Raw genomic sequence first — 24,349 nt, forward strand, 5'->3', positions numbered from 1 at the left:
CGACGTGGTAATCGCCGAACTTCACGTGCATCAGGCCCGGGACCCGTACGTCCGGGTCGGCGTCCTTGTAATAGTGAACGCCCTGGACCAGCGACGACGCGCAGTTGCCGACACCGACAATGGCCACGCGAACCGAACCCATCGCACTCGCTCCCTTACTCATCAGTTGACGTGGTGTCTCTTCCGGGCTCTTCCGAGGCCCGGCGCTCCGTTGCGATCAGCTCGTTGAGCCAGCGCACCTCGCGCTCGACCGACTCGAGCCCGTGACGTTGCAGCTCGAGCGTGTAGCTGTCGAGGCGTTCCCTGGTGCGCGCCAGCGCCGTGCGCACCGCGTCGAGCCGCTCCTCCAGCCGGCTGCGGCGGCCTTCGAGAATGCGCAGACGGACTTCGGCCTCGGTGTGCCGGAAGAAAGCGAAGTGCACACCGAAGCTCTCGTCCTCCCATGCGGAAGGACCTGCCTGGGTGAGCATGTCCTGCAGGCGTTCCTTGCCCTCGGCGGTCAGTTTGTAGACGATTTTCGACCGGCCGCCGACGATCGTGGCGGGAGCGGGCTGCTCCTCCGCGATGAGGCCCTGAGCCAGAAGTGATCGCAAACAGGGGTACAGCGACCCGTAGGAGAACGCACGGAACATCCCCAGCAGGGCATTGAGCCGTTTGCGCAGCTCGTAGCCGTGTAGCGGCGTTTCGTGCAGCGACCCGAGCACGGCCAGTTCCAAGACTCTGCCCTGTCCGCTGGCCATGGGAACCGCCCCCCTCTCGCGTCGATGTATCGAGCCGATACATCTTGAGGATACGTCGTGGCGCTATATCGCCGCAATCTATGAATCCGCGGAGTCGTTGGGATGGACCCGCAAAACGCCGTAGTCTGGCGCTCATGTGGTCACAGCGAAGGGTGGTGGATTACGGTCTCGCGAAGAGAGCGGCAGTCCGCTCCCTGCGTTCCGGGCGAGCCTCGCGCGGTGACGTCTGTGACGCACAGCCCTACCTCCTTCGCGCGGCACGCCACTTCGGCGAGCCGACCGAACGACTCTGCCCGGTCTGCGAAAGGGAGAACGTCACTAATGTGACTTATGTCTACGGTGAGTGCCTCGGGCGCCATGCCGGCCAGGCAAAAGTCACATCAGAGCTCATCGCCATGGCTCATGATTACGATGAGTTCCGGGTGTACGTTGTCGAGGTCTGCCAAGGTTGTTCCTGGAACCACTTGACGGTTTCGTACGTACTCGGGAACGGACCGCCTGACCTCGTCGGCCAAGCGTGAAGACCGAGGGCGGCGAGGAGCCTCACGCCCTACCGCCGTTTCAGTTCCGACGACGTTGCGAGGACGTGTGAGTAACAGCATGAATGAGGGGACGGCACGCCAAGGAAGGCGCCGTCGCTCCAACTCATCCCGTTCTGTGCCCCAAGGTTCCTCTCGCCAAACCGGCGGACCCGGCTGGGGCGAGGCGCCGGAGGCCCGACGTCCTGAGGCGGCGTACGAGCAGACCGGCGCCATGGCCGCACAGCCGTACGACGAGCCTCCCCGACGCGGCGACCCGGCGGGCGAGCGCGGCGGCGACCAGCCGCCGCCGCGCTCCCGCTCGCGCGAGGAGTCGCGCACGCTCGGTAACCAGGAGACGATGGTCAGCGACGCGCCGCGGCGCCGCAGAAGGGGGCAGGGCGGACCGCCCGAGCCTCCGGGACCGCCCGTCAAGAAGGGCGGCGGCGGCCGGGGCGGCTGGCGCAGGTTCGTGCCGAGCTGGAAAATCGTCGTGGCCGGCGTCGTGGTGCTCGCGGCCGGCATGTTCGGCATGGTCATGGTGGCGTACGCCAACACCCCGGTGCCGACGACCGTGCAGGCGGAGGCGACCGCGCAGCAGAGCACCATCTACTACAACGACGGCAAGACCGAGATCGCCAGGCTGGGCATGCCGCGCGAGAGCGTCGAGATCAACGAGATGGCCGACAGCGTCAAGGACGCCGCGATCGCCATCGAGAACGACACGTTCTACGAGGACTCCGGCATCTCCTTCTCCGGCATGGCGCGCTCCGTGTGGATGACCGCGACCGGTCAGCAGTTGCAGGGCGCCTCGACCATCACCCAGCAGATGGCCCGCGGCTACTACGACGGCCTCAGCCAGGAAGTGTCCATCGAACGAAAGATCAAGGAGATCTTCGTCGCGGTCAAGCTCGACGACACGCTGACCAAGGACGAGATCCTGCGCAACTACCTCAACACCGTCAACTTCGGCCGCGCGTACGGCGTCCAGGCCGCCGCACGGGCCTACTTCGGCAAGAGGATGACCGCCGCGAAGCTGTCCCCCGAGCAGGGCGCCTACCTCGCCGCGCGGATCCAGCAGCCGGCCTGGGAACCCGACTCCCCGGCGCTGAAATATCGCTTCAACCAGACCATCAAGAGGATGGCCGAGCTCTGGCCCGAGAAATACGGCCAGCTCCCGCAGACCGCGAAGTTCCCCAAGACGAGGAAGAGCACCAGCAGCAACTCCCTGGGCGGTGACAGGGGCTACATGGTGCGGCAGGTGCTGAACGAGCTGGAGGCGCGCGGCCTGACCCGCGACGAGGTCGAGAGCGGCGGCTTCAAGATCACCTCGACCTTCGACAGGAAACTGATGAAGGCCGCCCGGCAGGCCATGAAGACCACGATGCAGGGCATGTCGAAGGAGTTCCACGGCGGCCTGGCCGCGGTCAACCCGAAGAACGGCCGCGTCATCGCCTTCTACGGCGGCGACAACTACGTCAACGACCCGTGGAACGAAGCCTTCGAGTCGAAGAAGCAGGCCGCGTCGGCGTTCAAGCCGTACGTGCTGGCCGCCTGGCTGCAGGCCGGCTACTCGCTCAGCAGCTACGTGCCGGGCAACGAGACCGTGCCGAAGGAGCTGCCGGGGCAGCAGAAGGGCGGCATCACCAACAGCCACAACGTCGGCAGGGCCGTCGACGTGGTCAAGGCGACCGCCCAGTCGGTCAACACCGCCTTCGTCTCCATGGCGTACGCGCTGCCCAACCAGCTCGACGACGTGAAGAACCTCGTCGTGGCGGCCGGGTTCAACGAGAAGGCCATGACAGCCGACATCGAGGAGCACCACTACCAGTTCGCCATCGGCAGCGCCCCGGTGACGCCGGTCGAGCAGGCCGCCGGCTACTCCATCTTCGCCAACGGCGGGAAATACACCCGCTACCACGTCGTGCAGAAGGTCGAGCAGAACGGTCAGGTGGCCTACCCCGAGCAGCAGCTCACCAAGTCGGTCATCGACCCCGGAGTGGCCGCCGACTCCACCGTCGCCATGGCGGCGGTGCTGCGTAACGGCACTGCGGCGGGCAAGGGCCTGGGCAACAGGCCGGCCGCCGGCAAGACCGGCACCAACAACGACGAGAACGGCGCCTGGTTCGTCGGCTACACGCCGCAGATCTCCACCGCCGTCGGGTTCTACCGCGAGGAGTGCAGGACGAAGAGCGGCAAGGTCGTCCCGCCGCTGCACTCCAACTGCCCCATCACGCCCAAGGGCAAGGCGAGCAAGAAGTACAACGTCAACAACCCGTACACCAGACCGTACGAGGTGTCCCTTGGCTTCGAGGGCGCGGGCCCGCCCACGATCGCCTGGCAGCGGTTCATGCTGGCCGCGCACGAGGGCAAGCCGGTCGAGGAGTTCCCCGAGAAGGCCGAGATCGGCACGCCGGAGAACATCGTGCCGAGCCCGACGCCCACGCCGACGAAGACGCCGGAGAACCCGTTCGACGACGGCGAGAACCCCTTCGACGACGAGACCGGCGACGATCCCGACTGCCTCATCGGCTGCGACGGCGACACCGGCGACGAGCCCACCATCGACGATCCGCCGCCGGCCGACGACGGGTTCCCCGAGATCGACGACCCGAACGTCGCGGGCGGTGACAACGGGCCCGACAGGAGAGCCACGGGCCCGGGGCCGGCCAACGGCAGGTTCGAGGGCCAGTGACGAGCACGGAGGTGCGCGCGCCGCTGGTGGCGCGAGCCATCCCGTACCTTCCCCTGGGGCTGTTCGCGGCCCTGGGGGCGTCTCTCGCGTACATCGTCCGGCTGCCGTGCCGCACCGGTGGCTGGAACGACCAGATCTCGACGTACACCAACTTCTGCTACACCGACATCTACCCGCTCTACTTCGACAGGCAGCTGGCCACCCAGAACCCCTACTTCGCCGAGGTGCCGTTCGACAAGCAGGTCGAATACCCGGTGGTGCTGGGTGAGGTCATGCAGGCGTTCAGCTGGATCGTCCGGTGGCTGGAGCCTGACCAGGTGGCCCAGGCGGTCAGGTTCTACGACCTGACGGTCATCCTGCTCGGTGTCTCCCTCGTGGCCGGCGTGCTGCTGATGGCCGCGGTGGCCGGACCCACACGGCGGTGGGACCCACTCTGGTACGCCGTCGCGCCCGCCGTGGTGCTGGCCGCGTATATCAACTGGGACCTCATCGCGGGCGCGTTGTCCATGGGCATGCTGCTGGCCTGGGCACGCAAACGTCAGGTGCTGGCCGGGGTGCTGCTCGGGCTGGCGATCGCCACGAAGTTCTATCCGCTGATGTTCGTGGGCGCGTTGTTCCTGCTCACCTGGCGGACGGGGCGATGGCGGCCGTTCCTGGTCACCATGGGCTCGACCGCCGCCGCGTGGCTGGTGGTCAACCTGCCCTTCATGGTCCTCGCGTGGGACGGCTGGCGCCGGTTCTACGTCTTCTCCCAGGAACGCGGCGTCGACTGGGGCTCGCCGTGGTTGTTCTTCCAGAACAAGGGCTGGCCGGTCCTGGGCGAGGCCGACGTCAGCACGCTCGGCATGGCGTCGCTGGCCGTCCTGTGCCTCGGCATCGCCGTGCTCACGCTGGCCGCGCCGCGCCGGCCGAGGCTGGCGCAGATCTGCTTCCTGGCGCTGGCCGCGTTCATGATGACGAACAAGGTGTGGTCGCCGCAGTTCGTGCTCTGGCTGGTGCCGTTCGCCGTGCTGGCCAGGCCCAACTGGAAGCCGCTGGCGTTGTGGCAGCTCGCCGAGGTGTGGTATTTCGTCGCCATCTGGCTCTACCTGCTCGCGCAGCCGCCGCTCAGCAGGGACGACCTGGGCATCGGCGACGACACCTACTTCACCGCCGTCTGGGGGCGGGTCATCACGATCGGCATCATGATGGCGTTCGTGGTGCGCGACATCCTGCGCCCCGACAAGGACGTGGTGCGGCAGGCCGGGCTCGACGACCAGGCGGGCGGCGTGTTCGCCGACGCGCGTGACCGCTTCACCCTGGCGTCCATCACCCGATGATCACACGCTCGTCCGGCCGGGACGCGCTGCTGCTGTGGTGCGGCTCGCGGGCGGGGCTGCTGCTGGCGACCGTGCTCGGCGTGACGTTGGGCGAATATCTGGACAGGTGGCGCAAGTGGGATGCCACGCTGTTCATCACGATCGCCCAGTACGGCTACGACGGCGAGCCGGGCAGGCCGGTGGACGAAGGGCTGCCCGCGTTCTTCCCCGGGCTGCCCGCGGCGCTGCGCATGGTCTACCTGCTCGTCCCCGACTGGGCGGCGGCCGGGCTGCTGGTCTCGCTGGCCGCCGGGGCGGTCGCCATGATGGCGCTGGCCCGGCTGACCGAGTTCGAGGGCGCCTCCGGCTGGATGGCGGTGCTGGCGCTGCTGCTCTTCCCGATGGCGGTGTTCCTGGCCGCGGGCTACAGCGAGTCGCTCTTCCTGGCCTTTGCCGTCCCCGCGTGGCTGGCCGCCAGGCAGGGACGCTGGCCCGCGGCGGCGCTGCTGGCCGCGGGCGCCTCATGCGTGCGGATCACCGGGTTGTTCCTGGCGGTCGCTCTCATCGTGGAGTTCGTCACGAAGAAGGAGGCGCCGCGCCGGGCCGGATGGCTGGCGGTGCCCTTCGTCCCGCTGGTGGCGTACTCGTCCTACCACTACAGCAGGACGGGTGACTGGCTGGCCTGGAAGCACGCGCAGGAGGCCGGGTGGGGGCGTGACTTCGTGTGGCCGTGGGAGGCGTGGCGGACGACCTGGCACTCCGCCATGGGCGCCGACGACTTCGCGGTGGCCTTCAGGATGGAGATCGTGGGGGCCGTGGTGGCGGTCGCGGCGCTGGTCTGGCTGCTCGTGTTGCGCCGGTGGAGCGAGCTGGTCTACACGGGGGCGCAGGCGGCGGCGCTGATGACGTCGGCGTACTACCTGTCGATCCCGCGCTCGCTGCTGCTGTGGTTTCCCGTGTGGGTGCTGGTCGCCAAGGTGATGACCAGGAAGGCGTGGGTGCTGGCCCTCTATGCCCTGATCTCGGGGCCGCTCATGCTGGTCAACGCCGCCCGGTTCCTCGATGGCGCGTGGGCGGGCTGATCTTTCTACCCCCTTTCCTTCCTCGGCAATCCAGGGAAGTTATCCACAGGCTGTGTGTCTTCCCTAGAGGTTCTTCCTCAGGAAGGCGATGTCGTCGGCCTGGCCCTCGGCCGGCGTCTCCACCACGACGGGCGCCGCGGCCGCCCGGCAGACCGCCAGAATCAGCTCGGGGTCGATCTTCCCCTTGCCCAGGTTGGCGTGGCGGTCGGCGCCGGAGTCGAAGGCGTCGCGGGAGTCGTTGCAGTGGACCAGGTCGATCCGGCCGGTGATGGCCTTGACCCGGTCGACCAGGTCGACCAGCTCTTCGCCGCCCGCGTGGGCGTGGCAGGTGTCGAGGCAGAAACCCACGTCGAACCCGTCGAGCGCGTCCCACAGGCGGGCGATGCGCTCCAGCTTGCGCGCCATCGCGTTGCCGCCGCCCGCGGTGTTCTCGATCAGCACGGGGATGGGGCACTCCATGCGCTCGAACACCTTGCGCCAGTTGTCGAACCCGGTCTGGGGATCGTCGTCCTTGCCGACGTGGCCGCCGTGCACGATGAGGCCCTTGGCGCCGATCTCCGCGGCCGCCGTGAGGTGCTGCTGCAGCAGCTTGCGGCTCGGAATCCTGATGCGGTTGTTGGTGGTGGCGACGTTGACGAGGTAGGGGGCATGGATGTAGATGTCGACGCCCTCGACCGGTTTGGCGGGCAGCACGGGCTTCTTGTAGCCCTGGGGGTCGCCGAGGAAGAACTGCACCACCTCGGCCCCCACCTCCTCGGCGTGAGCGGCGGGGTCGTCCTGGTCGACGTGAGCTCCGATGCGCACCATGTCACCGAGCTTATCCGTTTGACCATGGCGCGCCGGGGAAGTCGCCTGGCACCCCCGATCCGAGGAGAAACCATGAGCCGCTGGCGCTTACGAGCGCTGATCATCTTGATCTACGTGGTCATCGGCATCTACGTCGCATGGGTCTACGACTACATCACCCCAGGACTCCTCAAGGATCTCGCCGAGGCGCTGCTCTCCGTCTTCCTCTGGTTCCTGGTGCTGCTCGGAATAGACCTGCACATCAGCGGATAAGTCCGCATCAATGACGGCCCCGATCGGGGACGCCGGGACCGTTGACCTGGCGAAGGGCTCACGGATAGGGAAGGAAGCCGCCGTGGGCGATGCCGAGCGCGGCGCCCACGAACGCCCCCACGAGCCCGACGACGTTCAGCGCGCGTTGCGGCGTGGTCGCCGAGATGTACTGAGAGTAGAGACCGACGCCGAACCCCAGCGTGCCGAACCAGGACGCGATCATGTGCGCGGAAGCCCAGAACGTCGCCACGAACGCCACCACGCCGCAGACCAGTGTGACGACGGCCAGCGTGTTCTCCAGCGGGTGCGCACGTCCGTCGCTGTTGAGCGTGAGACGGAACCGCTCCTGTTCGGAGGGCTGAAGCACGTGTGGCACAACCACCACCCCCTCGGTTTCCTAAAGGCTTTCCCACCTTGTCGAGGCTGGTAACCTTGGGCACGCTGCGTTGTGATGGATGACCCATCACCCCCCGGCGCCGAAAGGGGCGCCAGGGCTCAGACGTCAGCGTCCTCCTGTCACGGCAGAGTGTCGTGACCGCAAGAGTCCAGAGGAGGTTGGAGTCCCGCATGCGTCGTTACGAAGTAATGGTCATTCTGGACCCTTCGCTCGATGAGCGCACCGTCGCGCCGTCCCTCGACCAGTTCCTCACCGTGGTCCGCAACGACGGCGGCACCGTGGAGAAGGTCGACGTCTGGGGCCGTCGCCGTCTCGCCTACGACATCGACAAGAAGTCCGAAGGCATCTACGCCGTCATCGACCTGTCCGCGGAGCCCGCGACGGTCAAGGAGCTCGACCGGCAGATGAACCTCAACGAGGGCATCCTCCGCACCAAGGTCCTGCGTCCCGACGTGCACTGAGCAAGCTCGTTGCCCGGCATTCTGTCGGGCCGGGACCGTAGTCTGAGCCGAAACCCAAGCGAAGGCGTGCAGGAAGGCGAGCGCTAGCCATGGCAGCAGGCGACACCGTAATCACCCTTGTCGGCAACCTTGTCGACGACCCGGAGCTGCGCTTCACCCCGACGGGGCAAGCGGTGGCTCGATTCCGCATCGCATCCACTCCGCGGTTCATGGATCGCCAGACCAACGAGTGGAAAGACGGCGAGAGCCTCTTCCTGACCTGCAACGTGTGGCGGCAGGCGGCGGAGAACGCCGCCGAGAGCCTCCAGCGCGGCATGCGGGTCATCGTGCAGGGGCGGCTCAAGCAGCGGTCCTACGAGACCAAGGAAGGCGAGAAGCGCACGGTCTACGAGGTCGAGGTCGACGAGGTCGGCCCGTCTCTGCGCAACGCCACCGCCAAGGTCAACCGCACCTCCCGCCAGGGTGGCGGCGGCGGCTTCGGCGGCCCGGCCGACGACCCCTGGGCCTCCGCGACGCCCGCCCCGCCCCAGGGCGGCGGCGGTGGCGGCTTCGGCGGTGGAGGCGGCGGCCAGCAGGGCGGCGGTTTCGGCGGCGGCGGCAACGACTTCAGCGACGAACCGCCTTTCTAACACCCAAGATCCGCGCGAGCGGATGACTGTCCATTCCCGCCCTGGTGCGGGGCTCTGAGAGGAGCACCACGATGGCCAAGCCGGCACTGCGCAAGCCCAAGAAGAAGGTTTGCCTGTTCTGCCATGACAAGATCTCCTACGTCGACTACAAGGACACGGCGCTGCTGCGGAAGTTCATCTCCGACCGCGGCAAGATCCGTGCTCGCCGGGTGACGGGCAACTGCACCCAGCACCAGCGCGACGTGGCGACCGCGATCAAGAACGCCCGTGAGGTGGCCCTGCTGCCTTACACGAGCACGGCGCGCTAAGGAGGCATGTCGACATGAAGCTCATCCTCACCAACGAGGTCTCCGGCCTCGGCACCCCTGGCGACGTCGTCGAGGTGAAGGACGGCTACGGCCGTAACTACCTCATCCCGCGCGGCTACGCCATGCGCTGGACGCGCGGCGCCGAGAAGCAGATCGAGACCATCAGGAAGGCCCGCGACGCTCGCGAGATCCGCGACCTCGGCACCGCCAAGGAGGTCGCCGGCCAGCTCGGCGCCCTGCGCGTGCGCCTGGCCACCCGCGCCGGCGAGTCCGGCCGCCTGTTCGGCTCGATCACGACGGGCGACATCGCCGAGGCCGTCAAGGCCGCCGGCGGCCCGATCGTCGACCGCCGCCGCATCGAGATTGTCAACGCGATCAAGAGCGTCGGCTCGCACAAGGTCACCGTCAAGCTGCACCCCGAGGTGTCCGCCTCGATCGACGTCGAGGTCGTCGCAGGCTGACCTGCGCGAAGGCCCCCGCTCCATGCGGGGGCCTTTTCGTTTCACGGCGCGCCCGTGCGGGTGTGCTGTATCCATCCGTTACGCCCGCCGCACGGAGTGCTGCCTTCTTCCCCTTACGCGCTGCCGTGGCCCGCCACCCGCCGCACTTAGGCTGGGGGCCCTCCAGGAAACGGCCTCTGACCCGTCACCGGCTGAGCGCCGTGACGCGAGCCCACGTTGCCCGATTGCCGTGGTGAAAGGGCACCCGTGAACGAAATACCCTACTCGGGCAGCGTAGAATGCCGTCGTTCTCTCGCACATCCCCCTGGAGGCTCGGCCATGGCCCGTCCCCTCATGCTGCTCGCACTCGCGGTGGCGGTCGTTGGTTGCGCACCCGTTGACGACACGGCGGCCGCCCCGACCGCGTCCACCGCGTGTGCCAAGGAGCAACTCCAGCTCGTCACCCCCGGCAAGCTGACCGTCGGCACCGACAAGCCGGCCTACGAGCCGTGGTTCAAGGACGACGACCCGAGCAACGGGCAGGGTTTCGAGAGCGCGGTGGCGTTCGCCGTGGCGGGTGAGCTCGGTTTCGACCGCACCGAGGTGCAGTGGAGCACGGTCAAGTTCGACTCGGCGTACGCGCCGGGCAAGAAGCAGTTCGACTTCGACATCAACCAGGTGTCCATCACGCCTGACCGGGCCGAGGCGGTCGACTTCAGCAAGGGCTACTACACGGTCAAGCAGGCCGTCGTGGCGGTCGACGGGGGCAAGGTGGCCGGGGCGAAGAGCCTGGCCGAGCTGAAGGACGCGAAGATCGGCGTACAGGTGGGGACGACCTCGCTCGACGCGGTGAGGAGCGTCATCCAGCCCGGCAAGGACCCCAACGTCTACAACGAGCAGGTGGACGCCGTGAACGCGCTGAAGAACGAGCAGGTCGACGCGATCGTCGTCGATCTGCCGACGGCGTTCTACGTGACGGCCGCGCAGGTGGACAACGCCAAGATCGTGGGCCAGTTCAGCTCGACGGGCGGCACGCCGGAGGAGTTCGGGCTGGTCATGGAGAAGGGCAGCGCGCTCAAGTCCTGCGTCGACAAGGCGGTGGACGCGCTGAAGTCGAAGGGCGAGCTGGCCAAGATCGAGCAGCAGTGGCTCGGCTCGGCGGCGGGCGCGCCCGAGCTGAAGTGATCCCTCGGTGAGCGAGTGGGTCAAGTCGGAGCGGCAGGCCGAGCGCGAGCGGATGCGCAGGTCGCGCAGTCGCCGCACGGCCTCCATTGCGACGGCTTCGACGGTCGTCTTCGTCGTCATGGTCGTGTGGATCGTGACGAGCTCGCCGGGCTGGCCGCGGGTGCGGGAGACGTTCTTCGACTTCGGCCAGTTCCGCGAGGCGCTGCCCGACGTGCTGAGCGGGTTCCTGCTCAACATCAAGATCTTTCTGATCGCCGAGCCGCTGATCCTGATCGTGGGGCTGCTGGTGGCGCTGGCCAGAGGCATCAGGACGCCCGCGTTCTTCCCGATCCGGGCGCTGGCCACGCTCTACACCGACATCTTCCGCGGCGTGCCGACGATTCTGGTGATCTATCTGGTGGGGTTCGGGCTGCCCGCCCTCAACCTGCAGGGCATTCCCACCGACCTGGCCACGCTGGGCATCATCGCGCTGACCCTCTCCTACGGCGCGTACGTGGCGGAGGTGTTCCGCTCGGGCATCGAGTCGATCCATCCCAGCCAGGTGGCCGCGGCCCGCTCGCTCGGGCTGAGCCATGTCAGGACCATGCTGTTCGTGGTGCTGCCGCAGGCCACCCGCAGGGTGGTGCCGCCGCTGCTGAACGACTTCGTCTCGCTGCAGAAGGACACGGCGCTGGTGGCCACCATCGGGCCGCTGGAGGCACTGCGGCAGGCGCAGATCCACGCGGCCAGCACGTTCAACTTCACGCCCTACCTCGCCGCCGCGCTGCTGTTCATCCTGCTCACCATCCCCATGGCGAGGTTCACCGACCATCTGGCCGCCCGTACGCGCAGGAGGCGTGGCGCATGAGCGTCCTTTCCATCGACGGGGTGTGGAAGTTCTTCGGCGGGCACGGCGTGCTGCGCGGCATCGACCTGGACGTGCGGCCGCACGAGGTGGTGAGCCTGATCGGCGCGTCGGGCTCGGGCAAGTCCACGTTGCTGCGCTGCGTCAACCTGCTGGAGACCGTGGACGACGGCACGATCCACCTCGACGGCGACGAGATCACCGACCCGCGCGCGAACGTCGACGACGTGCGCAAGCGGCTGGGCATCGTGTTCCAGGCGTTCAACCTGTTCCCGCACATGACCGTGCTCGACAACGTCACGCTGGCGCCCCGGCAGGTGCACCGGGTGGCGAAGGGGCAGGCGGAGGAGCAGGCTCATGACCTGCTGGCCAGGTTCGGGCTGGCGGACAAGGCGCGCGCCTACCCCGACCAGCTCTCCGGCGGCCAGCAGCAGCGGGTGGCCATCATCAGGGCGCTGGCCACCCAGCCGCGGCTGATGTTGCTCGACGAGGTCACCTCGGCACTCGACCCCGAGCTGGTGGTCGAGGTGCTGGGCATCATCAGGGAGCTCAAGGAGTCGGGGATGACGATGGTCCTCACCACCCACGAGATGGGCTTCTGCCGCGACATCTCGGACACGGTGTGCTTCCTCGACGGGGGCGTGCTGCTGGAGAAGGGGCCGCCTGAGAAGATCTTCACCGAGCCGGAGAACGCGCGTACCAGGGAGTTCCTGCGCAGCGTGCTCGAATCGGGACGGTTCTAGCGCCGGTGCCGCCCGCGGGGCGGCTCGACCGGGTCGCGGGGCCGGGCCAGCAGGCTGTGGCGGCGGCCGTACACGAGGTAGACCAGCAGGCCGAAGGCCATCCACAGGACGAACCACGCCCAGGTCAGCAGCCGCAGGTTGACCATGAGCCAGAGGGTGGCCACCAGGGAGAGCGCGGGCAGCAGCGGCGAGAGCGGCACCTGGAATCCGCGCTCCAGGCCGGGCATGCGCCGCCGCATCACGATCACCCCCGCAGAGACGAACAGGAACGCGAACAGCGCGCCGATCACCACGAGCTCCTGCATCGTGACCACCGGCACGAACTCGGCCAGCATGATCGCCACGAACCCGATCAGCAGCGTCACCCTGGTGGGTGTGTGGTAGCGGCGGCTGACGGAGGCCAGGCTCCTGGGGATCAGCCCGTCACGGGCCATCGAGAACAGCACCCGGGTCTGCCCCACGATCAGCACCAGGATCACGGTCGTCAGGCCCAGCACCGCGCCCACGTCGATGACGTGCACCATCCAGTCGACGCCCGCCGCGCGGAACGCGCTGGACAGCGGCGCCTCCACCGAGATCCGCGTGTACGACACCATGCCCACCATGACCAGGGCGACCGCGAGGTAGATGACCGTGGTGAGCACCAGGCTGCGGATCATGCCTTTGGGCACGGCCCTGGAGGCGTTCACGGTCTCCTCGGCCGCGGTGGCGAGCACGTCGAACCCGATGTACGCGAACGCGATGGCCGAGGCCGCCGCGAAGATGCCGAACCAGCCGAACGCCTGGCTCTGCCCGACCACGATCTCCAGCACGGTGGCGGGCGGGGTCGGCAGCGTCCTGGGCGGCACGTGGAACTCGCCGATGTTCGCCAAGTCGACCTGGGTCAGGCCCACGACGATGACCGCCCCGACGGCCAGCAGCTTGGCCGACACCATGATCCACAGTGCCCGCAGCCCGACCCGCGCGCCGAGCGCGACGATGCCGGTGAGCACGAGCAGGATCGCGAGCACCAGCACGTCGCTCACGAGCTCCGCGTCCGGCACGCGCACGCCGAAGGCGGCGATGGCCCCGACCGTGATCGAGGCCCACGCCCTGGCCACCACGGCCGCGGCGAACTGCAGTTCCAGGATCAGCGCCCAGCCGATGATCCACGCCCAGACCTCGCCGAAGATGACGTACGTGAAGGTGTAGGCGCTGCCGGAGGCCGGCATCGTGGAGGCCAGCTCGGCGTAGCACAGGCAGGCGAGCAGGCACGCGATGCCCGCGATCATGAACGAGAGGATCACGCCGGGACCCGCCGTGGTGGCGGCCTGCCGGCCGGCGATGCTGAAGATGCCCGCGCCGATCATCACCCCGAAACCGAGCACCACGAGGTCGGCCGGGCGGTAGACCTCGGCCAGGCTGTGCCGCGCGCCTGTGCGCAGCCCGGTCGCCTCGGAAGGCGGCAGTCGTCGCAGAATCGTGGACACCGAACACCCCTCAGGGAGCCCACCATGTCTCACCCTGTGGGCGGCGGCAAGCACGAGCAGATCACGCCCCGGTCACCAGCCAGGCAGTGCCGGCGGCCCGGCGTACCAGGGTGATCAGGCGCGCGAACATCCACACCCCGAGCGCGCACCAGAGAGCGACCACGCCGAAACCGGCGGCGAGGAGGGCGGCAGGCAGGTAGGCCAGCGTCGTCCACACCCCGGCCCACGCGAGGTAACGCTGGTCGCCCGCGCCGATCAGCACGCCGTCCAGCACGAACACCACCCCGCACACCGGCTGGAACAGCGCCACCGGCCACAACACGGCCAGCAGCAGCGCGGTGACCGCGGGGTCGGCGTCGAACAGCCCCGGCAGCAGCGGCCGCGCCGCGATGACGAGCACGCCGAGCACGATGCCCGACCAGGTGCCCCACTGGACCATGCGCCTGGTCGCGGCCCTGGTCGCGGCGACGTCGCCCGCGCCGAGCGAGCGCCCCGTGATGGCCTGCCCGGCGATGGCGATGGCGTCGAGGGCGAAGGCGAGCAGCGTCCACACCTGGGTGGCGATGGCGAACGCGGCCAGCTCGGCCTGGCCCATCCTGGTGGCGACCATGGTGGCCACGAGCAGCACGACTCGCAGGCATGCCGTACGGATGAGCAGCGCGAACCCGGCCGTGCCCGCCTGCCTGAGCCCTTCGAGCCGGGGCGTCAGCGCCGTACCGAGCCGCAGCGCGCCCCTGACCACCACGACGAGGTAGACGGCCGCGCCGAGCGTCTGCGCGAGCACGGTGCCCCAGGCCGACCCGGCGATGCCCCACCCGAGCCCCAGCACGAACCACGCGTTGAGTGCCGCGTTCAGCGCGAACGAGCCCACGGCCACCACCAGCGGCGTGACCGTGTCCTGCAGGCCGCGCAGCACGCCCGTGCCCGCCAGCACGACCAGCATCCCGGGCGCGCCGAGCAGGCTGATCCGCAGGTACGTCACCGCCTCCGTGCTCTGCTCCGGAGCCGCCCCGAACACCTCCACGATGGCTGGTGCGAGCGGCCAGCACACGGCGATCAGCGCGACGCCGATGCCCAGCGCCAGCCAGATCCCGTCCACGCCGTTGCGCATGGCCCGGTCGTGGTTGCCGGCGCCCGTCTGCCGGGCCACGGAGGCCGTGGTGCCGTAGGCGAGGAAGACGCACAGGTTGACCAGCGTGGTGAGGACCGCGCCCGCCACGCCCAGCGCGCCCACCGCGGTGGTGCCCAGGCCGTGTCCCACGATGGCGTAGTCGGCCAGCAGGAACAGCGGCTCGGCGACCAGCGCGCCGAACGCGGGCACAGCCAGTCGCAGAATCTCCCGGTCTCTGGAGGTAATGGGCACTAGTCCATTATGAGCCTTACACGGCATGTCGGGGAAACTTTCTTCCCTCCACAGCCGGTGGACGGTCTTTTCCCAGCTCAGGACGGTCGCTGCGGAAACCCGAAAGAGTTATCCCCAGCCTCGTCCACAGGCCTTTCACAGGCTGGGGGCGATAGTGCACAGCTTGACCACAAGGTTGTCCACAGGCCACGTTGCCGACTGACCGCGACTCCGCGAAACTGTCAGACCGGTCGACTACAAGTGGGGGTGGTGCGACCGCCTGCGAGGTTCGAGGGGGCGCGGTGAGCATTGACGAAGAGACCGGTGGCGCAGGTCCAGGCTTCGAGCGCACCCCGCCGCACAACATCGACGCGGAGCAGTCGGTGCTCGGCGGCATGCTCCTGTCGAAGGACGCCATCGCCGACGTCGTGGAGATCCTGCGTTCCGACGACTTCTACCGCCCCGCCCACCAGATGGTCTACGACGTCATCACCGACCTCTACGGCCGGGGCGAGCCCGCCGACGCGGTCACCGTCTTCGACGAGCTGCAGAAGCGCGGCGAGATGGCCAGGGTCGGCGGCGCCGCCTACCTCCACACGCTGACGGCCGTCGTCCCCACCGCCGCCAACGCCGGCTACTACGCCAAGATCGTCCGGGAGCAGGCCATCCTCCGCCGCCTCATCGAGGCCGGCACCCGCATCGTCTCCTACGGCTACGGCGGCCAGAACGAAGAGGTCGACGACCTCGTCGACCGCGCCCAGGCCGAGATCTACAAGGTCACCGAGCGCCGCACGTCCGAGGACTACGCACCGCTGGCCGACATCATGCCCGGCGCCCTCGACGAGCTGGAGGCCATCGGCAGCCGCGGCGGCCAGATGGTCGGCGTGCCCACCGGCTTCCAGGACCTCGACCAGCTCACCAACGGCCTCCACCCCGGCCAGATGATCGTCGTGGCCGCCCGCCCGGCCATCGGAAAGGCGCTCGCGCTCGACACCCCGCTGCCCACGCCTACGGGCTGGACGACGATGGGTGAGGTCAAGGTCGGCGATCAGTTGATCGGAGCCGACGGACGCCCGACGCGGGTGGTCGCCGCAACGGACATCATCTACGCCCGGCCGTGCTATGAGGTGGAGTTCGGCGACGGCACCGTGATCGTGGCGGACGCTCAGCATCAGTGGCGCACCACCACCCGCGCGTCCCGGCGGGCCGCGCACGCCGGCCGAGCTCTCTACTGGTCCGACGCAGCGGTACGGCGGGTGGAAGAAGCCTGCCGGTCGGCTTGTACCGAGCCTGACAAGCCGGTCACTCACCGCGAAGCGCTTGCGCTCGTGGGGGAGGAATTCCGCCACGTCCTGCACACGGTGCAGAAGGAGATCCGGTCCGTCGGCAAGATCCCTGCCCACGTGGGCGGGCCGATCCGCACCGACTGCGTACGACACCTCCCGGCCTATCCGGCGGCGGAGCTTTTCGGAGCCCTCTACGCACGCGTCACGACGCCGAACAACGCAGCCCTGACGGCAGAGCACAAGAGCGTGGTCACCACTGAGGAGATCGCGGCTTCGTTGCGCTGTGCGTCTGACAACCGGCCCAACCACGCGGTGGCGGTCGCGGCGCCCTTCGACCTCGCGCCACAGGAGGTGCCGCTGCCGCCGTACGCGCTCGGGGTCTGGCTCGGTGACGGCGAGAGCGCGGCGGCACGCTTCACCACGACCGACCCGGAGATCATCGCTAATCTGAGGGCCGAAGGGCTGCGCATCACGCGAGCGGGCTCCGCCATCACCTATCGCATGAGTCTTCCCGAGCCGGAGCCCGCCGGCGTCCGTGCCTGCGTGGTGTGCGGTTCCACGTTCGTCCCGCGGACTGCCGAGGTGCGCACGTGCGGCCGCACCTGTGGAGGCGAGGCGCGATTCGTCGCGGCACCGACGTGTCCTGATTGTGGTAGGCCTACGAGCGGCCTGCGACGTTGTCAGGAGTGCCACAGGAGTCATGGCACCGTTCAGGGCATTCTGCGTACGCTCGGAGTCCTCCGTGACAAGCACATCCCGCAGGTCTACCTGCGTGGGTCGGAGCAGCAGAGGCGTGAACTGCTGGCCGGCCTGCTCGACACTGACGGTTATGTCAGCGCAGCCGGGCAGATCCAGCTCGCGCTGACGAACCGAAGACTCGCCCATGACGCCCTCGAGCTCATCCTGAGCCTCGGCTATAAGGCCACCATGCGGACGAAGCCGGTCAAGGGCAGGACCGAGGACTCCTCCACCTGCTACATGATCAACTTCACCGCTCCTGACAAGGTCTTCCGGCTGTCCCGCAAGGCGTCCAGGCAGGTCGGCGCCGCACACCCGACCACGCTGGTCCGCTACATCGTCGACGTCCGCCCTGTCCCATCGCGCCCCGTCCGATGCGTTGAAGTGGACAACGCCGACCACATGTACCTTGTGAGCAGATCTTGTATACCGACGCACAACAGCACGCTCGGGCTGGATTTCGCCCGGTCTGCGGCTATTAAGCATGGGATGACCACGGTCATCTTCTCGCTGGAGATGTCCCGTAACGAGATCACCATGCGCCTGCTGTCCGCCGAGGCGCGGGTCGCGCTGCACGCCATGCGCTCCGGCATGATGGGCGACGACGACTGGACCCGCCTGGCCCGCCGGATGAGCGAGGTGGCGGAGGCGCCGCTGTTCATCGACGACTCGCCCAACATGTCGATGATGGAGATCCGGGCCAAGTGCCGGCGGCTCAAGCAGCGTAACGACCTGAGATTCGTGGTCATCGACTACCTCCAGCTGATGAGCTCGCCGAAGAGGGTCGAGAGCCGCCAGAACGAAGTCTCCGAGATCTCCCGTGCCATCAAGCTGCTGGCCAAGGAGCTTGAGGTCCCCGTCATCGCGATCTCCCAGCTCAACCGAGGCCCCGAACAACGCACCGACAAACGCCCGCAGGTGTCCGACCTGAGGGAGTCGGGCTGTTTGACCGCAGATACTCGGATTCTTCGGGCCGACACCGGCTCGGAGGTGTCGCTGGGCGACCTGCTGGAGTCGGGGGCGCGTGACATTCCGGTGTGGTCCCTTGACGAGAGGCTCCGGCTTGTCCCGCGGACCATGACCCACGTGTTCTCCAGCGGTGTGAAGGACGTCTTCCGGCTGCGGTTGAAGTCCGGCTTGGAGATCAAAGCGACGGCAAACCACCCTTTCCTGACCTACGACGGGTGGCGGCCCCTTGGCGAGCTTCGGCCTGGAGTGCGGCTTGCTGTTCCACGACACGTCTCAGCACCTCAGAAGCTTCAGGAGTGGCGGGAGGACGAGGTCGTCCTGCTCGCCCACATGATCGGCGACGGATCCTTCGTCAAGCGGCAGCCGATCCGCTATGCGAGTCAGGATGAGGCGTGCCTGGCGACCGTGACAGAAGCCGTCAAGAGCTTTGGTATCAGCGCTGTCCGGGACGACTATGCCGCCGCCCGGGTTACGACCTTGCGGCTCCCTGCCCCATACCGGCTCACACATGGCAAACGCAATCCGATCGCCGCTTGGCTGGACAGGATGGGGTTGTTCGGTCTTCGCAGCCACGAGAAATTTGTCCCTGACGGAGTTTTCTCACTTCCAACACGGCAGCTCGCCCTGTTCCTCCGGCACCTTTGGGCAACTGATGGGTGCATCTGGTGGGACGACAAGGTGGGGCAGGCAAGGATCTACTATGCCTCGACGAGCCGACGGCTGGTCGATGACGTCGCACGACTGCTTCTGCGGTGCAACGTGACGACTCGCGTCAAAGAGGCGAGAAAGGGCAACCACCGGCCGTGCTATCAGTTGTTCGTCTACGGTGCGGAGAACCAACTCCGGTTCTTGAAGGAGGTGGGGGCGCATGGCGAGCGTTCGAAGCAGGCCGAACGATGCATCACTCTCCTCCAGGAGGTCAAGGGTAATGCCAATGTCGACACGGTTCCGCGGGAGGTCTGGGACCGCGTTCGAGGCGTTCTGGCAGAACGAGGCGTGAGTCATCGCCAGTTCGCGGCCGAGCTCGGCACCCAGTTCTGCGGTAGCACGCTGTGGAAGCATGCACCGAGCCGGGGACGGCTTGGCAGGGTGGCTGCGATTCTCGGCGATTCCGATCTCGAGATGTTGGCGACGAACAATGTGTTCTGGGACGAGATCGCCTCAATCGAACACCTGGGTGAGCAGCCGGTCTACGATGCCACGGTGCCAGGCACCCACAACTTCGTCGCGAATGGCATATCTGTCCACAACAGCATCGAGCAGGATGCCGACATGGTGATCCTTCTGCACCGGGAGGACGCGTACGAGCGTGAGTCGCCCAGGGCGGGCGAGGCCGACCTGATCGTGGCCAAGCACCGTAACGGCCCCACCGCCACCGTGACGGTGGCGTTCCAGGGCCACTACAGCCGGTTCGTCGACATGGCCCAGCACTAGCGGCTCGCCAAGGGCCGCGCGGCCGGGCCGGTGCCGTCAGCCGGTCTTCGCGGCGAAAGGGCCGCCGTCGCCGAAGACCAGCCGCGCGAAGTTCGCGCCGATCCGGCGGTGCCCTGCGGGATCGGGGTGGATCGCGTCGGGCAGCGGGAATTCGGCGTAGTCGCTCTCGCCGTACAGGGCACGGCCGTCGAGGTAGTGCAGGTTCGGGTCGTCGGCCCTACGCTGGTCGACGATCCGCGCGAGCTCGTCGCGGACGACGTTCAGTGTCAGGCGCCCGGCGGCGCGCTCTGCCGGGTCGCCCGTGGCCTTGAACCGCAGGGTCACGCCGTCGTAGTCGGGCGCGAGCGGGCCGGGGGTGTCCTCCTGGACCGGGCACAGGATGGGGGAGACGACCAGCAGCGGAGTGGTCGGATGCCCCTCGCGGATGGTGTCCAGGAAGCCGTGGACCGCGGGGGTGAAGGCACGCAGCCGCATCACGTCGCCGTTGACGACATTGATGCCGAGCTTGACGCTGATCAGGTCGGCGGGGGTGTCGCGCATCGCGCGGGCGGTGAACGGGTCCAGCAGCGCGCTGCCACCGAATCCCAGGTTGACCAGTTCCGCTTCGCCTCCGGCGGCTGCCAGGGCCGGCCAGGTCGCGGTCGGGTGGGCGGCGTTCGAGCCGTGGCTGATGGAGCTGCCGTGGTGCAGCCACACCCTGCGCCCGCTGTCTCGTGCCGGCTCGACCGGGGCGTCGGTGCGCAAGGCGATCAGCTCGGTGATCTCCGTGTGCGGGAGCCAGATCTCGACGTCCTTGTCACCTGCCGGCAGGCCGGTGAACCGGGCGGTGCCGGCGGGTCCCTCACGCACCTCTGCGGACTGGGTGACCATGTCGTTGATCGTGTGGACTCGGCCGCCGGCCACCGTGGCCTGGGCGGCGAGGGTTCCCTCGACCAGCAGGTCGTACACGCCGTCGGCCGGGGGCGGGAACCCCTGGTAGACCCGCTTGGTGGGCAGGGTGTCCAGTTCGATCGTGGTGGCGCGGGTGCGGAGGGCCAACCGTACGCCGGAGGGCTGCGCCTCGGCCATGGCCAGCCGGTCGTCAGGGATCTGCCGGCGCGCCCGGGCGGGCAGCCGGTGCGGCAGCAGGCCGTGCGCGGTCGTCTCCACGTCGAGGAAACCGCGCAGCAGGTCCGCGGTGACGGGCGTCGTGATCCAATCGGTGATCATTATCTCTGCCGTTCTTCGAAGCGTTCATCCGCCGTCGCGGCGGTGCGGGTCAGGACGTGGCCCGGTCGCGGAGCAGGGCGTCGAGGGAGTCCAGGATCCAGGCCCAGGACTCCTGCGTGCCGACGGGAGTGTGGCTGAAGCCTCCGGCCGTCTCCAGGCTGACGTAGCCGTGGAAGACGCTGCCCAGCATCCGGACCGCGTGCGTCTGGTCCGGCTCGGTCAGGTCGTAGCCGCGCAGGATCGCCCGCGTCATCTGCGAGTGCCGTATGCCGGCGCTGGCGGCCGCCGTCTCGGGGTCGAGCCGGAGCCGGGCGGCGGCGTAGCGGCCGGGGTGTTCGCGTGCGTAGTCGCGGTAGGCGTCCGCGAATGCGGAAAGGGCGTCCTTGCCGGCACGCCCGGCCAGGGCGGCGGCCACCCGGTCGGCGAGTTCTTCCAGGGCGAACAGGGCGATCCTGGTCTTGAGCTCCTGGGAGTTCTTGACGTGCGAGTAGAGGCTCGCGACCTTGACGTCGAACCGCCGGGCGAGCTCAGAAACGGTCACCTGGTCGAAGCCGACCTCGTCGGCCAGTTCCGCTCCCGCCCGGGTCAGCCGTTCGGGGGTCAGCCCTGCTCTCACCATAAGCTTCCTCCTGTCTGCCGACAACTATAAGGCATTTGCCTAATAGCTTTAGGCAACGGCCGACCCGGAGGCGGGCGGTCACACCGCCGGGATGATTCCTCCGTCCACCCGGAACTGGGCGCCGGTGAGCCACTTCGCCCGGGGGAGGCGAGGAAGGCGATCATCTCCGCGACGTCCTCGGGCTCGCCCGGCCGCCCCATCGGCACGTCGAGGTGGTCGACGATCCGCTGCTTGAGCTCCTCCAGGCCGGTGCCCTGGCTGTCGGCGATCCGCTGGAGGTGCTCCGAGCCCCGCTCCGCCATCCCCGGCACCAGGGCCCGGTCGAGACGGACGGCGCTGAGCAGGTTCATGTCGAGGTCGGAGCGCCATGCCTCGTCGGAACGCTCCAACGTCGGTATGGCTCCGGTCGTCGCGCCCGCGTTGTTGACCAGCACGTCGACGCCGCCGACGGCGTCGATCACCCTCTGGGCGAGTTCCGCCACGCCCTGCGCGCTCGCGAGGTCCGCGCGGATGAAGATGCCGGGAGACCCCTCCGGGGGCACGCTTCGCGAGGCGGTCAGCACGTTCGCTCCGGCTTCGGCGAAGCGGCGGGCGGTGGCCGCCCCCAGGCCGCGGCTCGCGCCGGTGACCAGCACACGCAGGCCCCTGAGGCCTTCTTCTGGCACTGTCATGACTCCTGCTCCTTCGCTAAAGTGAACCGGACTCCGGAAACTATACTGAACCCGATTCACCTTATGGAGGGACTGTTGTCATCGTCACGGTCACTGCGTGCCGACGCCCAGCGGAACCGGGCCGCTCTGCTCGCCGCGGCACGTGCCGCCTTCCTCGCCGGCGAGGAAGGTGCCCACGTCGAGGACATCGCCCGTCGGGCGGGCGTCGCCGTCGGCACGCTCTACCGCCACTTCGAGACGCGCGAAGCCCTTGTCGAGGAGGTCTACCGGCAGGAGGTCGCCGAACTCTGCGCGGCGCCGCCGAGACTCCTGGAGCAGCACGCCCCTGGCGAGGCCCTGCGGCGATTCCTGCTCCTGCTGGTGGAGCACGCCGCGATCGGCAAGGGAATGGGCGCCGCGCTGGCGAGCATCATGGCGACGGACTCCCCGGTCTTCGACGACGCGCGCTCACAGATGGCCGCCAGTCTCGACCGCCTGCTCGCCGCCGGATCTGCGGCAGGCACGATCCGTACCGACATCAACGGCAAGACTCTCCTGCGTGCCATGGGCGGCGTCTGCAACCTGCGCGCCACGGAGGGCTGGCGTGAGAACGCCACCCGGATCACCGCGCTCCTCTTCGACGGCCTTCGCTACCCCGCCGACATCGCGGCACGCGATGGCGGGGACGCCGATCCCGTCCGCCCGTGACGGTGTGACCAAGCAGACAGCGGGCCCCGGAATGGCGCCCGATCGCTTCGGTGCTTCACCGGTGGAGCTTCGGTGCTCTGCTGAAAGAGCGAAGCGAAGGGAAGAACGCCATGACCATCCTTGTCGCCTACGACGGCTCGGCCGACTCGCGCGCCGCCATCGAGTTCGCGGCCAAGCACCTGACCGCCCAGCCCACCGTCGTGGTCACGGTGTGGGAGCCGCTGCTCGTTCAGATCAAGAGATATCCGCTGGCCGCGGCGGCGTTCGACGCGGGTGCCGAGGACGCGGCCCACGCGCAGGCCGAGCAGCACGCCAAGGAGGGGGCCGAGCTGGCGATCGCGGGAGGGATGGCCGACGTCACCTATCGGGCGGTGGCCGACAACGAGTCGATCTGGAAGAAGATCGTGGACGTGGCGGACGAGATCGACGCCTCCCTCGTCGTCATCGGCTCGCGCGGCCTGGCGGGGGTCAGATCGGTGCTGCTCGGCAGCGTCTCCAACCATGTGCTGCACCACGCGGGCCGGCCCACGCTCATCGTCCCCCCGCGGAAGGAGCCGTCGTAGCGGCACCTGTGTCACAGCAACGCGTCTGAGGCGGGCACAACCGGGTGTCGATGCGCCGCGCGCCCGGCCCCTCGTCGCCCAGCCGATCGTACGGGTTGGCCACCGGGCACCGGTCCAGCGACAGGCAGCCGCACCCGATGCACTCGGTGAGGTCGTCGCGCAGCCGCTGCAGCTGCTCGATGCGGTCGTCGAGCTCGCCGCGCCAGGCGGCCGACAGCCTGGCCCAGTCGTCGCGGGTGGGGGTGCGCTCGTCGGGCAGCCGGCTGAGGGCGTCCTTGATGGTCTTCAGGGGGATGCCGATGCGCTGCGCCAGCCTGATGAAGGCGACCCTGCGCAGGCTGTCGCGGGTGTAGCGGCGCTGGTTTCCGGACGTACGGCGGCTCGTGATGAGGCCCTTGGACTCGTAGAAGTGCAGGGCGGAGACGGCGACGCCACTGCGCTCGGCGAGCTGGCCTACGGTGAGCTCTCGTGTGTTCCAGGCGACCTTCGTCATACCTGGAGTTTACTTGAGGGTCCGTTCGAAGAGGGTCTGCAGGACGACGACCGTCTGCGTGCCCGTCACCCCGTCCACCTGGAAGACCTGGCGCAGCAGGTCCTGCAGTTCCTTGGGCCCGCTCGTACGCACCTTGAGCAGCACCGACGCGGGCCCGGCGATGACGTGCGCCTCCTCGATCTCCGGGATCGCGGCCAGCCTGTCCCCGCTGTCACCCATCCACGTGTTGCCGTCGACCAGCACGTACGCGGTCACCGTGCGCCCGAGCGCCTCCTGGTCGACCTCGATCGTCGTGCGCCTGATGACGCCGCGCTCGCGCAGCTTGCGTACGCGTTCGTGCGCGGCGCCGCTGGACAGCCCCACCGCCTTGCCGAGCATCGCGTACGACCGCGTCGCGTCGTCCTGGAGCAGGCCGATCAGCATTCTGTCGATATCGTCCACGGCAAGATGATATATCGTAGTTCGTCGGA

At 68.4% G+C, this 24,349-nt stretch carries 25 protein-coding genes and 1 pseudogene; 15 read left to right on the plus strand and 11 right to left on the minus strand.

Going from position 1 to position 24,349, the window contains the following annotated elements:
• Positions 1–142, minus strand: a pseudogene (locus ACTWPV_RS41180) (inositol-3-phosphate synthase); the annotation flags it as partial.
• Between the two features lie 13 nt (positions 143–155).
• Positions 156–740, minus strand: a complete 585-nt coding sequence (locus ACTWPV_RS41185) for a PadR family transcriptional regulator (protein WP_132512827.1) — start codon at positions 738–740, stop codon at positions 156–158.
• A gap of 134 nt (positions 741–874) precedes the next feature.
• Between ACTWPV_RS41185 and ACTWPV_RS41190 the strand changes: the two genes are divergently transcribed.
• The 4 genes from ACTWPV_RS41190 (at position 875) to ACTWPV_RS41205 (ending at position 6,333) form a co-directional block, all read left to right on the plus strand.
• The gene (locus ACTWPV_RS41190) at positions 875–1,261 is read left to right on the plus strand and encodes a DUF5318 family protein (RefSeq protein WP_132597080.1); all 387 of its coding nucleotides are present in this window, start codon (positions 875–877) and stop codon (positions 1,259–1,261) included.
• A 232-nt stretch (positions 1,262–1,493) separates the two neighbouring features.
• A complete protein-coding gene (locus tag ACTWPV_RS41195) occupies positions 1,494–3,953 on the plus strand; it encodes a transglycosylase domain-containing protein (RefSeq protein ID WP_443155945.1) in 2,460 nt (819 codons plus the stop codon).
• Positions 3,950–5,272, plus strand: a complete 1,323-nt coding sequence (locus ACTWPV_RS41200) for a glycosyltransferase family 87 protein (protein ID WP_443155946.1) — start codon at positions 3,950–3,952, stop codon at positions 5,270–5,272. Before ACTWPV_RS41195 ends, ACTWPV_RS41200 begins: the two co-directional genes overlap by 4 nt.
• Positions 5,269–6,333, plus strand: coding sequence for a mannosyltransferase family protein (locus tag ACTWPV_RS41205; protein ID WP_443155947.1), 1,065 nt, complete (start codon positions 5,269–5,271; stop codon positions 6,331–6,333). Before ACTWPV_RS41200 ends, ACTWPV_RS41205 begins: the two co-directional genes overlap by 4 nt.
• A 63-nt stretch (positions 6,334–6,396) precedes the next feature.
• On the opposite strand, the gene ACTWPV_RS41210 is transcribed toward ACTWPV_RS41205, so the two are convergent.
• A complete protein-coding gene (locus ACTWPV_RS41210) occupies positions 6,397–7,140 on the minus strand; it encodes a deoxyribonuclease IV (protein WP_347647524.1) in 744 nt (247 codons plus the stop codon).
• Positions 7,141–7,212: 72 nt separating this feature from the next.
• On the opposite strand from ACTWPV_RS41210, the gene ACTWPV_RS41215 reads away from it, so the two are divergent.
• Positions 7,213–7,392 (plus strand): hypothetical protein, encoded by a 180-nt coding sequence (locus tag ACTWPV_RS41215; protein WP_132597084.1) that lies wholly within the window; start codon positions 7,213–7,215, stop codon positions 7,390–7,392.
• Between the two features lie 58 nt (positions 7,393–7,450).
• On the opposite strand, the gene ACTWPV_RS41220 is transcribed toward ACTWPV_RS41215, so the two are convergent.
• Entirely contained in the window at positions 7,451–7,768 is a 318-nt protein-coding gene (locus tag ACTWPV_RS41220; protein ID WP_443155948.1) for a hypothetical protein, read from the minus strand.
• A gap of 191 nt (positions 7,769–7,959) precedes the next feature.
• On the opposite strand from ACTWPV_RS41220, the gene rpsF reads away from it, so the two are divergent.
• The 7 genes from rpsF (at position 7,960) to ACTWPV_RS41255 (ending at position 12,399) form a co-directional block, all read left to right on the plus strand.
• The gene (rpsF, locus tag ACTWPV_RS41225; protein WP_026214314.1) at positions 7,960–8,250 is read left to right on the plus strand and encodes a 30S ribosomal protein S6; all 291 of its coding nucleotides are present in this window, start codon (positions 7,960–7,962) and stop codon (positions 8,248–8,250) included.
• 89 nt (positions 8,251–8,339) lie between these two features.
• On the plus strand, positions 8,340–8,879 hold the full coding sequence (locus tag ACTWPV_RS41230; protein ID WP_443155949.1) for a single-stranded DNA-binding protein: 540 nt from the start codon (positions 8,340–8,342) through the stop codon (positions 8,877–8,879).
• Between the two features lie 71 nt (positions 8,880–8,950).
• Positions 8,951–9,187, plus strand: a complete 237-nt coding sequence (rpsR, locus tag ACTWPV_RS41235) for a 30S ribosomal protein S18 (RefSeq protein ID WP_020543048.1) — start codon at positions 8,951–8,953, stop codon at positions 9,185–9,187.
• Positions 9,188–9,201: 14 nt separating this feature from the next.
• Entirely contained in the window at positions 9,202–9,648 is a 447-nt protein-coding gene (gene rplI / locus ACTWPV_RS41240; protein ID WP_347622957.1) for a 50S ribosomal protein L9, read from the plus strand.
• Between the two features lie 318 nt (positions 9,649–9,966).
• The gene (locus ACTWPV_RS41245; RefSeq protein WP_443155950.1) at positions 9,967–10,812 is read left to right on the plus strand and encodes an ABC transporter substrate-binding protein; all 846 of its coding nucleotides are present in this window, start codon (positions 9,967–9,969) and stop codon (positions 10,810–10,812) included.
• Positions 10,813–10,819: 7 nt separating this feature from the next.
• Positions 10,820–11,659 carry an amino acid ABC transporter permease gene (locus tag ACTWPV_RS41250; RefSeq protein WP_443155951.1) on the plus strand — a complete coding sequence of 280 codons (840 nt, stop codon included), beginning with the start codon at positions 10,820–10,822 and terminating at the stop codon, positions 11,657–11,659.
• Positions 11,656–12,399, plus strand: a complete 744-nt coding sequence (locus ACTWPV_RS41255; RefSeq protein ID WP_443155952.1) for an amino acid ABC transporter ATP-binding protein — start codon at positions 11,656–11,658, stop codon at positions 12,397–12,399. The genes ACTWPV_RS41250 and ACTWPV_RS41255 overlap by 4 nt, the downstream gene beginning before the upstream one ends.
• Here ACTWPV_RS41255 and ACTWPV_RS41260 read toward each other — a convergent pair.
• A complete protein-coding gene (locus tag ACTWPV_RS41260) occupies positions 12,396–13,868 on the minus strand; it encodes an APC family permease (protein ID WP_443155953.1) in 1,473 nt (490 codons plus the stop codon). The two genes, ACTWPV_RS41255 and ACTWPV_RS41260, sit on opposite strands and share 4 nt — an antisense overlap.
• 61 nt (positions 13,869–13,929) lie before the next feature.
• Positions 13,930–15,231, minus strand: coding sequence for an MATE family efflux transporter (locus tag ACTWPV_RS41265; RefSeq protein ID WP_443155954.1), 1,302 nt, complete (start codon positions 15,229–15,231; stop codon positions 13,930–13,932).
• Between the two features lie 374 nt (positions 15,232–15,605).
• On the opposite strand from ACTWPV_RS41265, the gene ACTWPV_RS41270 reads away from it, so the two are divergent.
• Positions 15,606–19,637 (plus strand): replicative DNA helicase, encoded by a 4,032-nt coding sequence (locus ACTWPV_RS41270; RefSeq protein ID WP_443156050.1) that lies wholly within the window; start codon positions 15,606–15,608, stop codon positions 19,635–19,637.
• A 36-nt stretch (positions 19,638–19,673) separates the two neighbouring features.
• Here the strand turns inward: ACTWPV_RS41270 and ACTWPV_RS41275 are convergent, their stop codons facing one another.
• Genes ACTWPV_RS41275 through ACTWPV_RS41285 form a run of 3 tightly spaced genes read right to left on the minus strand, consistent with a single transcriptional unit; the run spans position 19,674 to position 22,136 of the window.
• Positions 19,674–20,846 carry a GDSL-type esterase/lipase family protein gene (locus ACTWPV_RS41275; RefSeq protein ID WP_443155955.1) on the minus strand — a complete coding sequence of 391 codons (1,173 nt, stop codon included), beginning with the start codon at positions 20,844–20,846 and terminating at the stop codon, positions 19,674–19,676.
• Between the two features lie 49 nt (positions 20,847–20,895).
• Complete coding sequence (locus ACTWPV_RS41280) at positions 20,896–21,465, minus strand: TetR/AcrR family transcriptional regulator (RefSeq protein WP_443155956.1); 570 nt, start codon at positions 21,463–21,465, stop codon at positions 20,896–20,898.
• Complete coding sequence (locus tag ACTWPV_RS41285) at positions 21,459–22,136, minus strand: SDR family NAD(P)-dependent oxidoreductase (RefSeq protein ID WP_443155957.1); 678 nt, start codon at positions 22,134–22,136, stop codon at positions 21,459–21,461. The genes ACTWPV_RS41280 and ACTWPV_RS41285 overlap by 7 nt, the downstream gene beginning before the upstream one ends.
• Before the next feature lie 75 nt (positions 22,137–22,211).
• Between ACTWPV_RS41285 and ACTWPV_RS41290 the strand changes: the two genes are divergently transcribed.
• Together ACTWPV_RS41290 and ACTWPV_RS41295 are read left to right on the plus strand one after the other, a co-directional pair.
• The gene (locus ACTWPV_RS41290) at positions 22,212–22,823 is read left to right on the plus strand and encodes a TetR/AcrR family transcriptional regulator (protein ID WP_443155958.1); all 612 of its coding nucleotides are present in this window, start codon (positions 22,212–22,214) and stop codon (positions 22,821–22,823) included.
• Positions 22,824–22,933: 110 nt separating this feature from the next.
• The gene (locus tag ACTWPV_RS41295; protein WP_443155959.1) at positions 22,934–23,386 is read left to right on the plus strand and encodes a universal stress protein; all 453 of its coding nucleotides are present in this window, start codon (positions 22,934–22,936) and stop codon (positions 23,384–23,386) included.
• Here ACTWPV_RS41295 and soxR read toward each other — a convergent pair.
• Both soxR and ACTWPV_RS41305 read right to left on the minus strand, forming a co-directional pair.
• On the minus strand, positions 23,355–23,879 hold the full coding sequence (gene soxR, locus ACTWPV_RS41300) for a redox-sensitive transcriptional activator SoxR (RefSeq protein ID WP_443155960.1): 525 nt from the start codon (positions 23,877–23,879) through the stop codon (positions 23,355–23,357). The two genes, ACTWPV_RS41295 and soxR, sit on opposite strands and share 32 nt — an antisense overlap.
• Positions 23,880–23,888: 9 nt before the next feature.
• Positions 23,889–24,320, minus strand: a complete 432-nt coding sequence (locus ACTWPV_RS41305; protein ID WP_347647539.1) for an Lrp/AsnC family transcriptional regulator — start codon at positions 24,318–24,320, stop codon at positions 23,889–23,891.
• Between the last annotated feature and the right edge of the window lie 29 nt (positions 24,321–24,349).

It is taken from the genome of Nonomuraea sp. KM88 (assembly GCF_052245635.1).
Lineage (GTDB): Bacteria > Actinomycetota > Actinomycetes > Streptosporangiales > Streptosporangiaceae > Nonomuraea.

Excerpts from the sequence above, each read along its gene's own strand:
- ACTWPV_RS41185 (WP_132512827.1), bottom strand. The coding sequence starts at position 740 with ATGGCCAGCGGACAGGGCAGAGTCTTGGAACTGGCCGTGCTCGGGTCG.
- ACTWPV_RS41190 (WP_132597080.1), top strand. The coding sequence starts at position 875 with ATGTGGTCACAGCGAAGGGTGGTGGATTACGGTCTCGCGAAGAGAGCG.
- ACTWPV_RS41195 (WP_443155945.1), top strand. The coding sequence starts at position 1,494 with ATGGCCGCACAGCCGTACGACGAGCCTCCCCGACGCGGCGACCCGGCG.
- ACTWPV_RS41205 (WP_443155947.1), top strand. The coding sequence starts at position 5,269 with ATGATCACACGCTCGTCCGGCCGGGACGCGCTGCTGCTGTGGTGCGGC.
- ACTWPV_RS41210 (WP_347647524.1), bottom strand. The coding sequence starts at position 7,140 with ATGGTGCGCATCGGAGCTCACGTCGACCAGGACGACCCCGCCGCTCAC.
- ACTWPV_RS41215 (WP_132597084.1), top strand. The coding sequence starts at position 7,213 with ATGAGCCGCTGGCGCTTACGAGCGCTGATCATCTTGATCTACGTGGTC.
- rpsF (WP_026214314.1), top strand. The coding sequence starts at position 7,960 with ATGCGTCGTTACGAAGTAATGGTCATTCTGGACCCTTCGCTCGATGAG.
- ACTWPV_RS41230 (WP_443155949.1), top strand. The coding sequence starts at position 8,340 with ATGGCAGCAGGCGACACCGTAATCACCCTTGTCGGCAACCTTGTCGAC.
- rpsR (WP_020543048.1), top strand. The coding sequence starts at position 8,951 with ATGGCCAAGCCGGCACTGCGCAAGCCCAAGAAGAAGGTTTGCCTGTTC.
- rplI (WP_347622957.1), top strand. The coding sequence starts at position 9,202 with ATGAAGCTCATCCTCACCAACGAGGTCTCCGGCCTCGGCACCCCTGGC.
- ACTWPV_RS41245 (WP_443155950.1), top strand. The coding sequence starts at position 9,967 with ATGGCCCGTCCCCTCATGCTGCTCGCACTCGCGGTGGCGGTCGTTGGT.
- ACTWPV_RS41255 (WP_443155952.1), top strand. The coding sequence starts at position 11,656 with ATGAGCGTCCTTTCCATCGACGGGGTGTGGAAGTTCTTCGGCGGGCAC.
- ACTWPV_RS41270 (WP_443156050.1), top strand. The coding sequence starts at position 15,606 with ATGCTCCTGTCGAAGGACGCCATCGCCGACGTCGTGGAGATCCTGCGT.
- ACTWPV_RS41275 (WP_443155955.1), bottom strand. The coding sequence starts at position 20,846 with ATGATCACCGATTGGATCACGACGCCCGTCACCGCGGACCTGCTGCGC.
- ACTWPV_RS41280 (WP_443155956.1), bottom strand. The coding sequence starts at position 21,465 with ATGGTGAGAGCAGGGCTGACCCCCGAACGGCTGACCCGGGCGGGAGCG.
- ACTWPV_RS41285 (WP_443155957.1), bottom strand. The coding sequence starts at position 22,136 with ATGACAGTGCCAGAAGAAGGCCTCAGGGGCCTGCGTGTGCTGGTCACC.
- ACTWPV_RS41295 (WP_443155959.1), top strand. The coding sequence starts at position 22,934 with ATGACCATCCTTGTCGCCTACGACGGCTCGGCCGACTCGCGCGCCGCC.
- soxR (WP_443155960.1), bottom strand. The coding sequence starts at position 23,879 with ATGACGAAGGTCGCCTGGAACACACGAGAGCTCACCGTAGGCCAGCTC.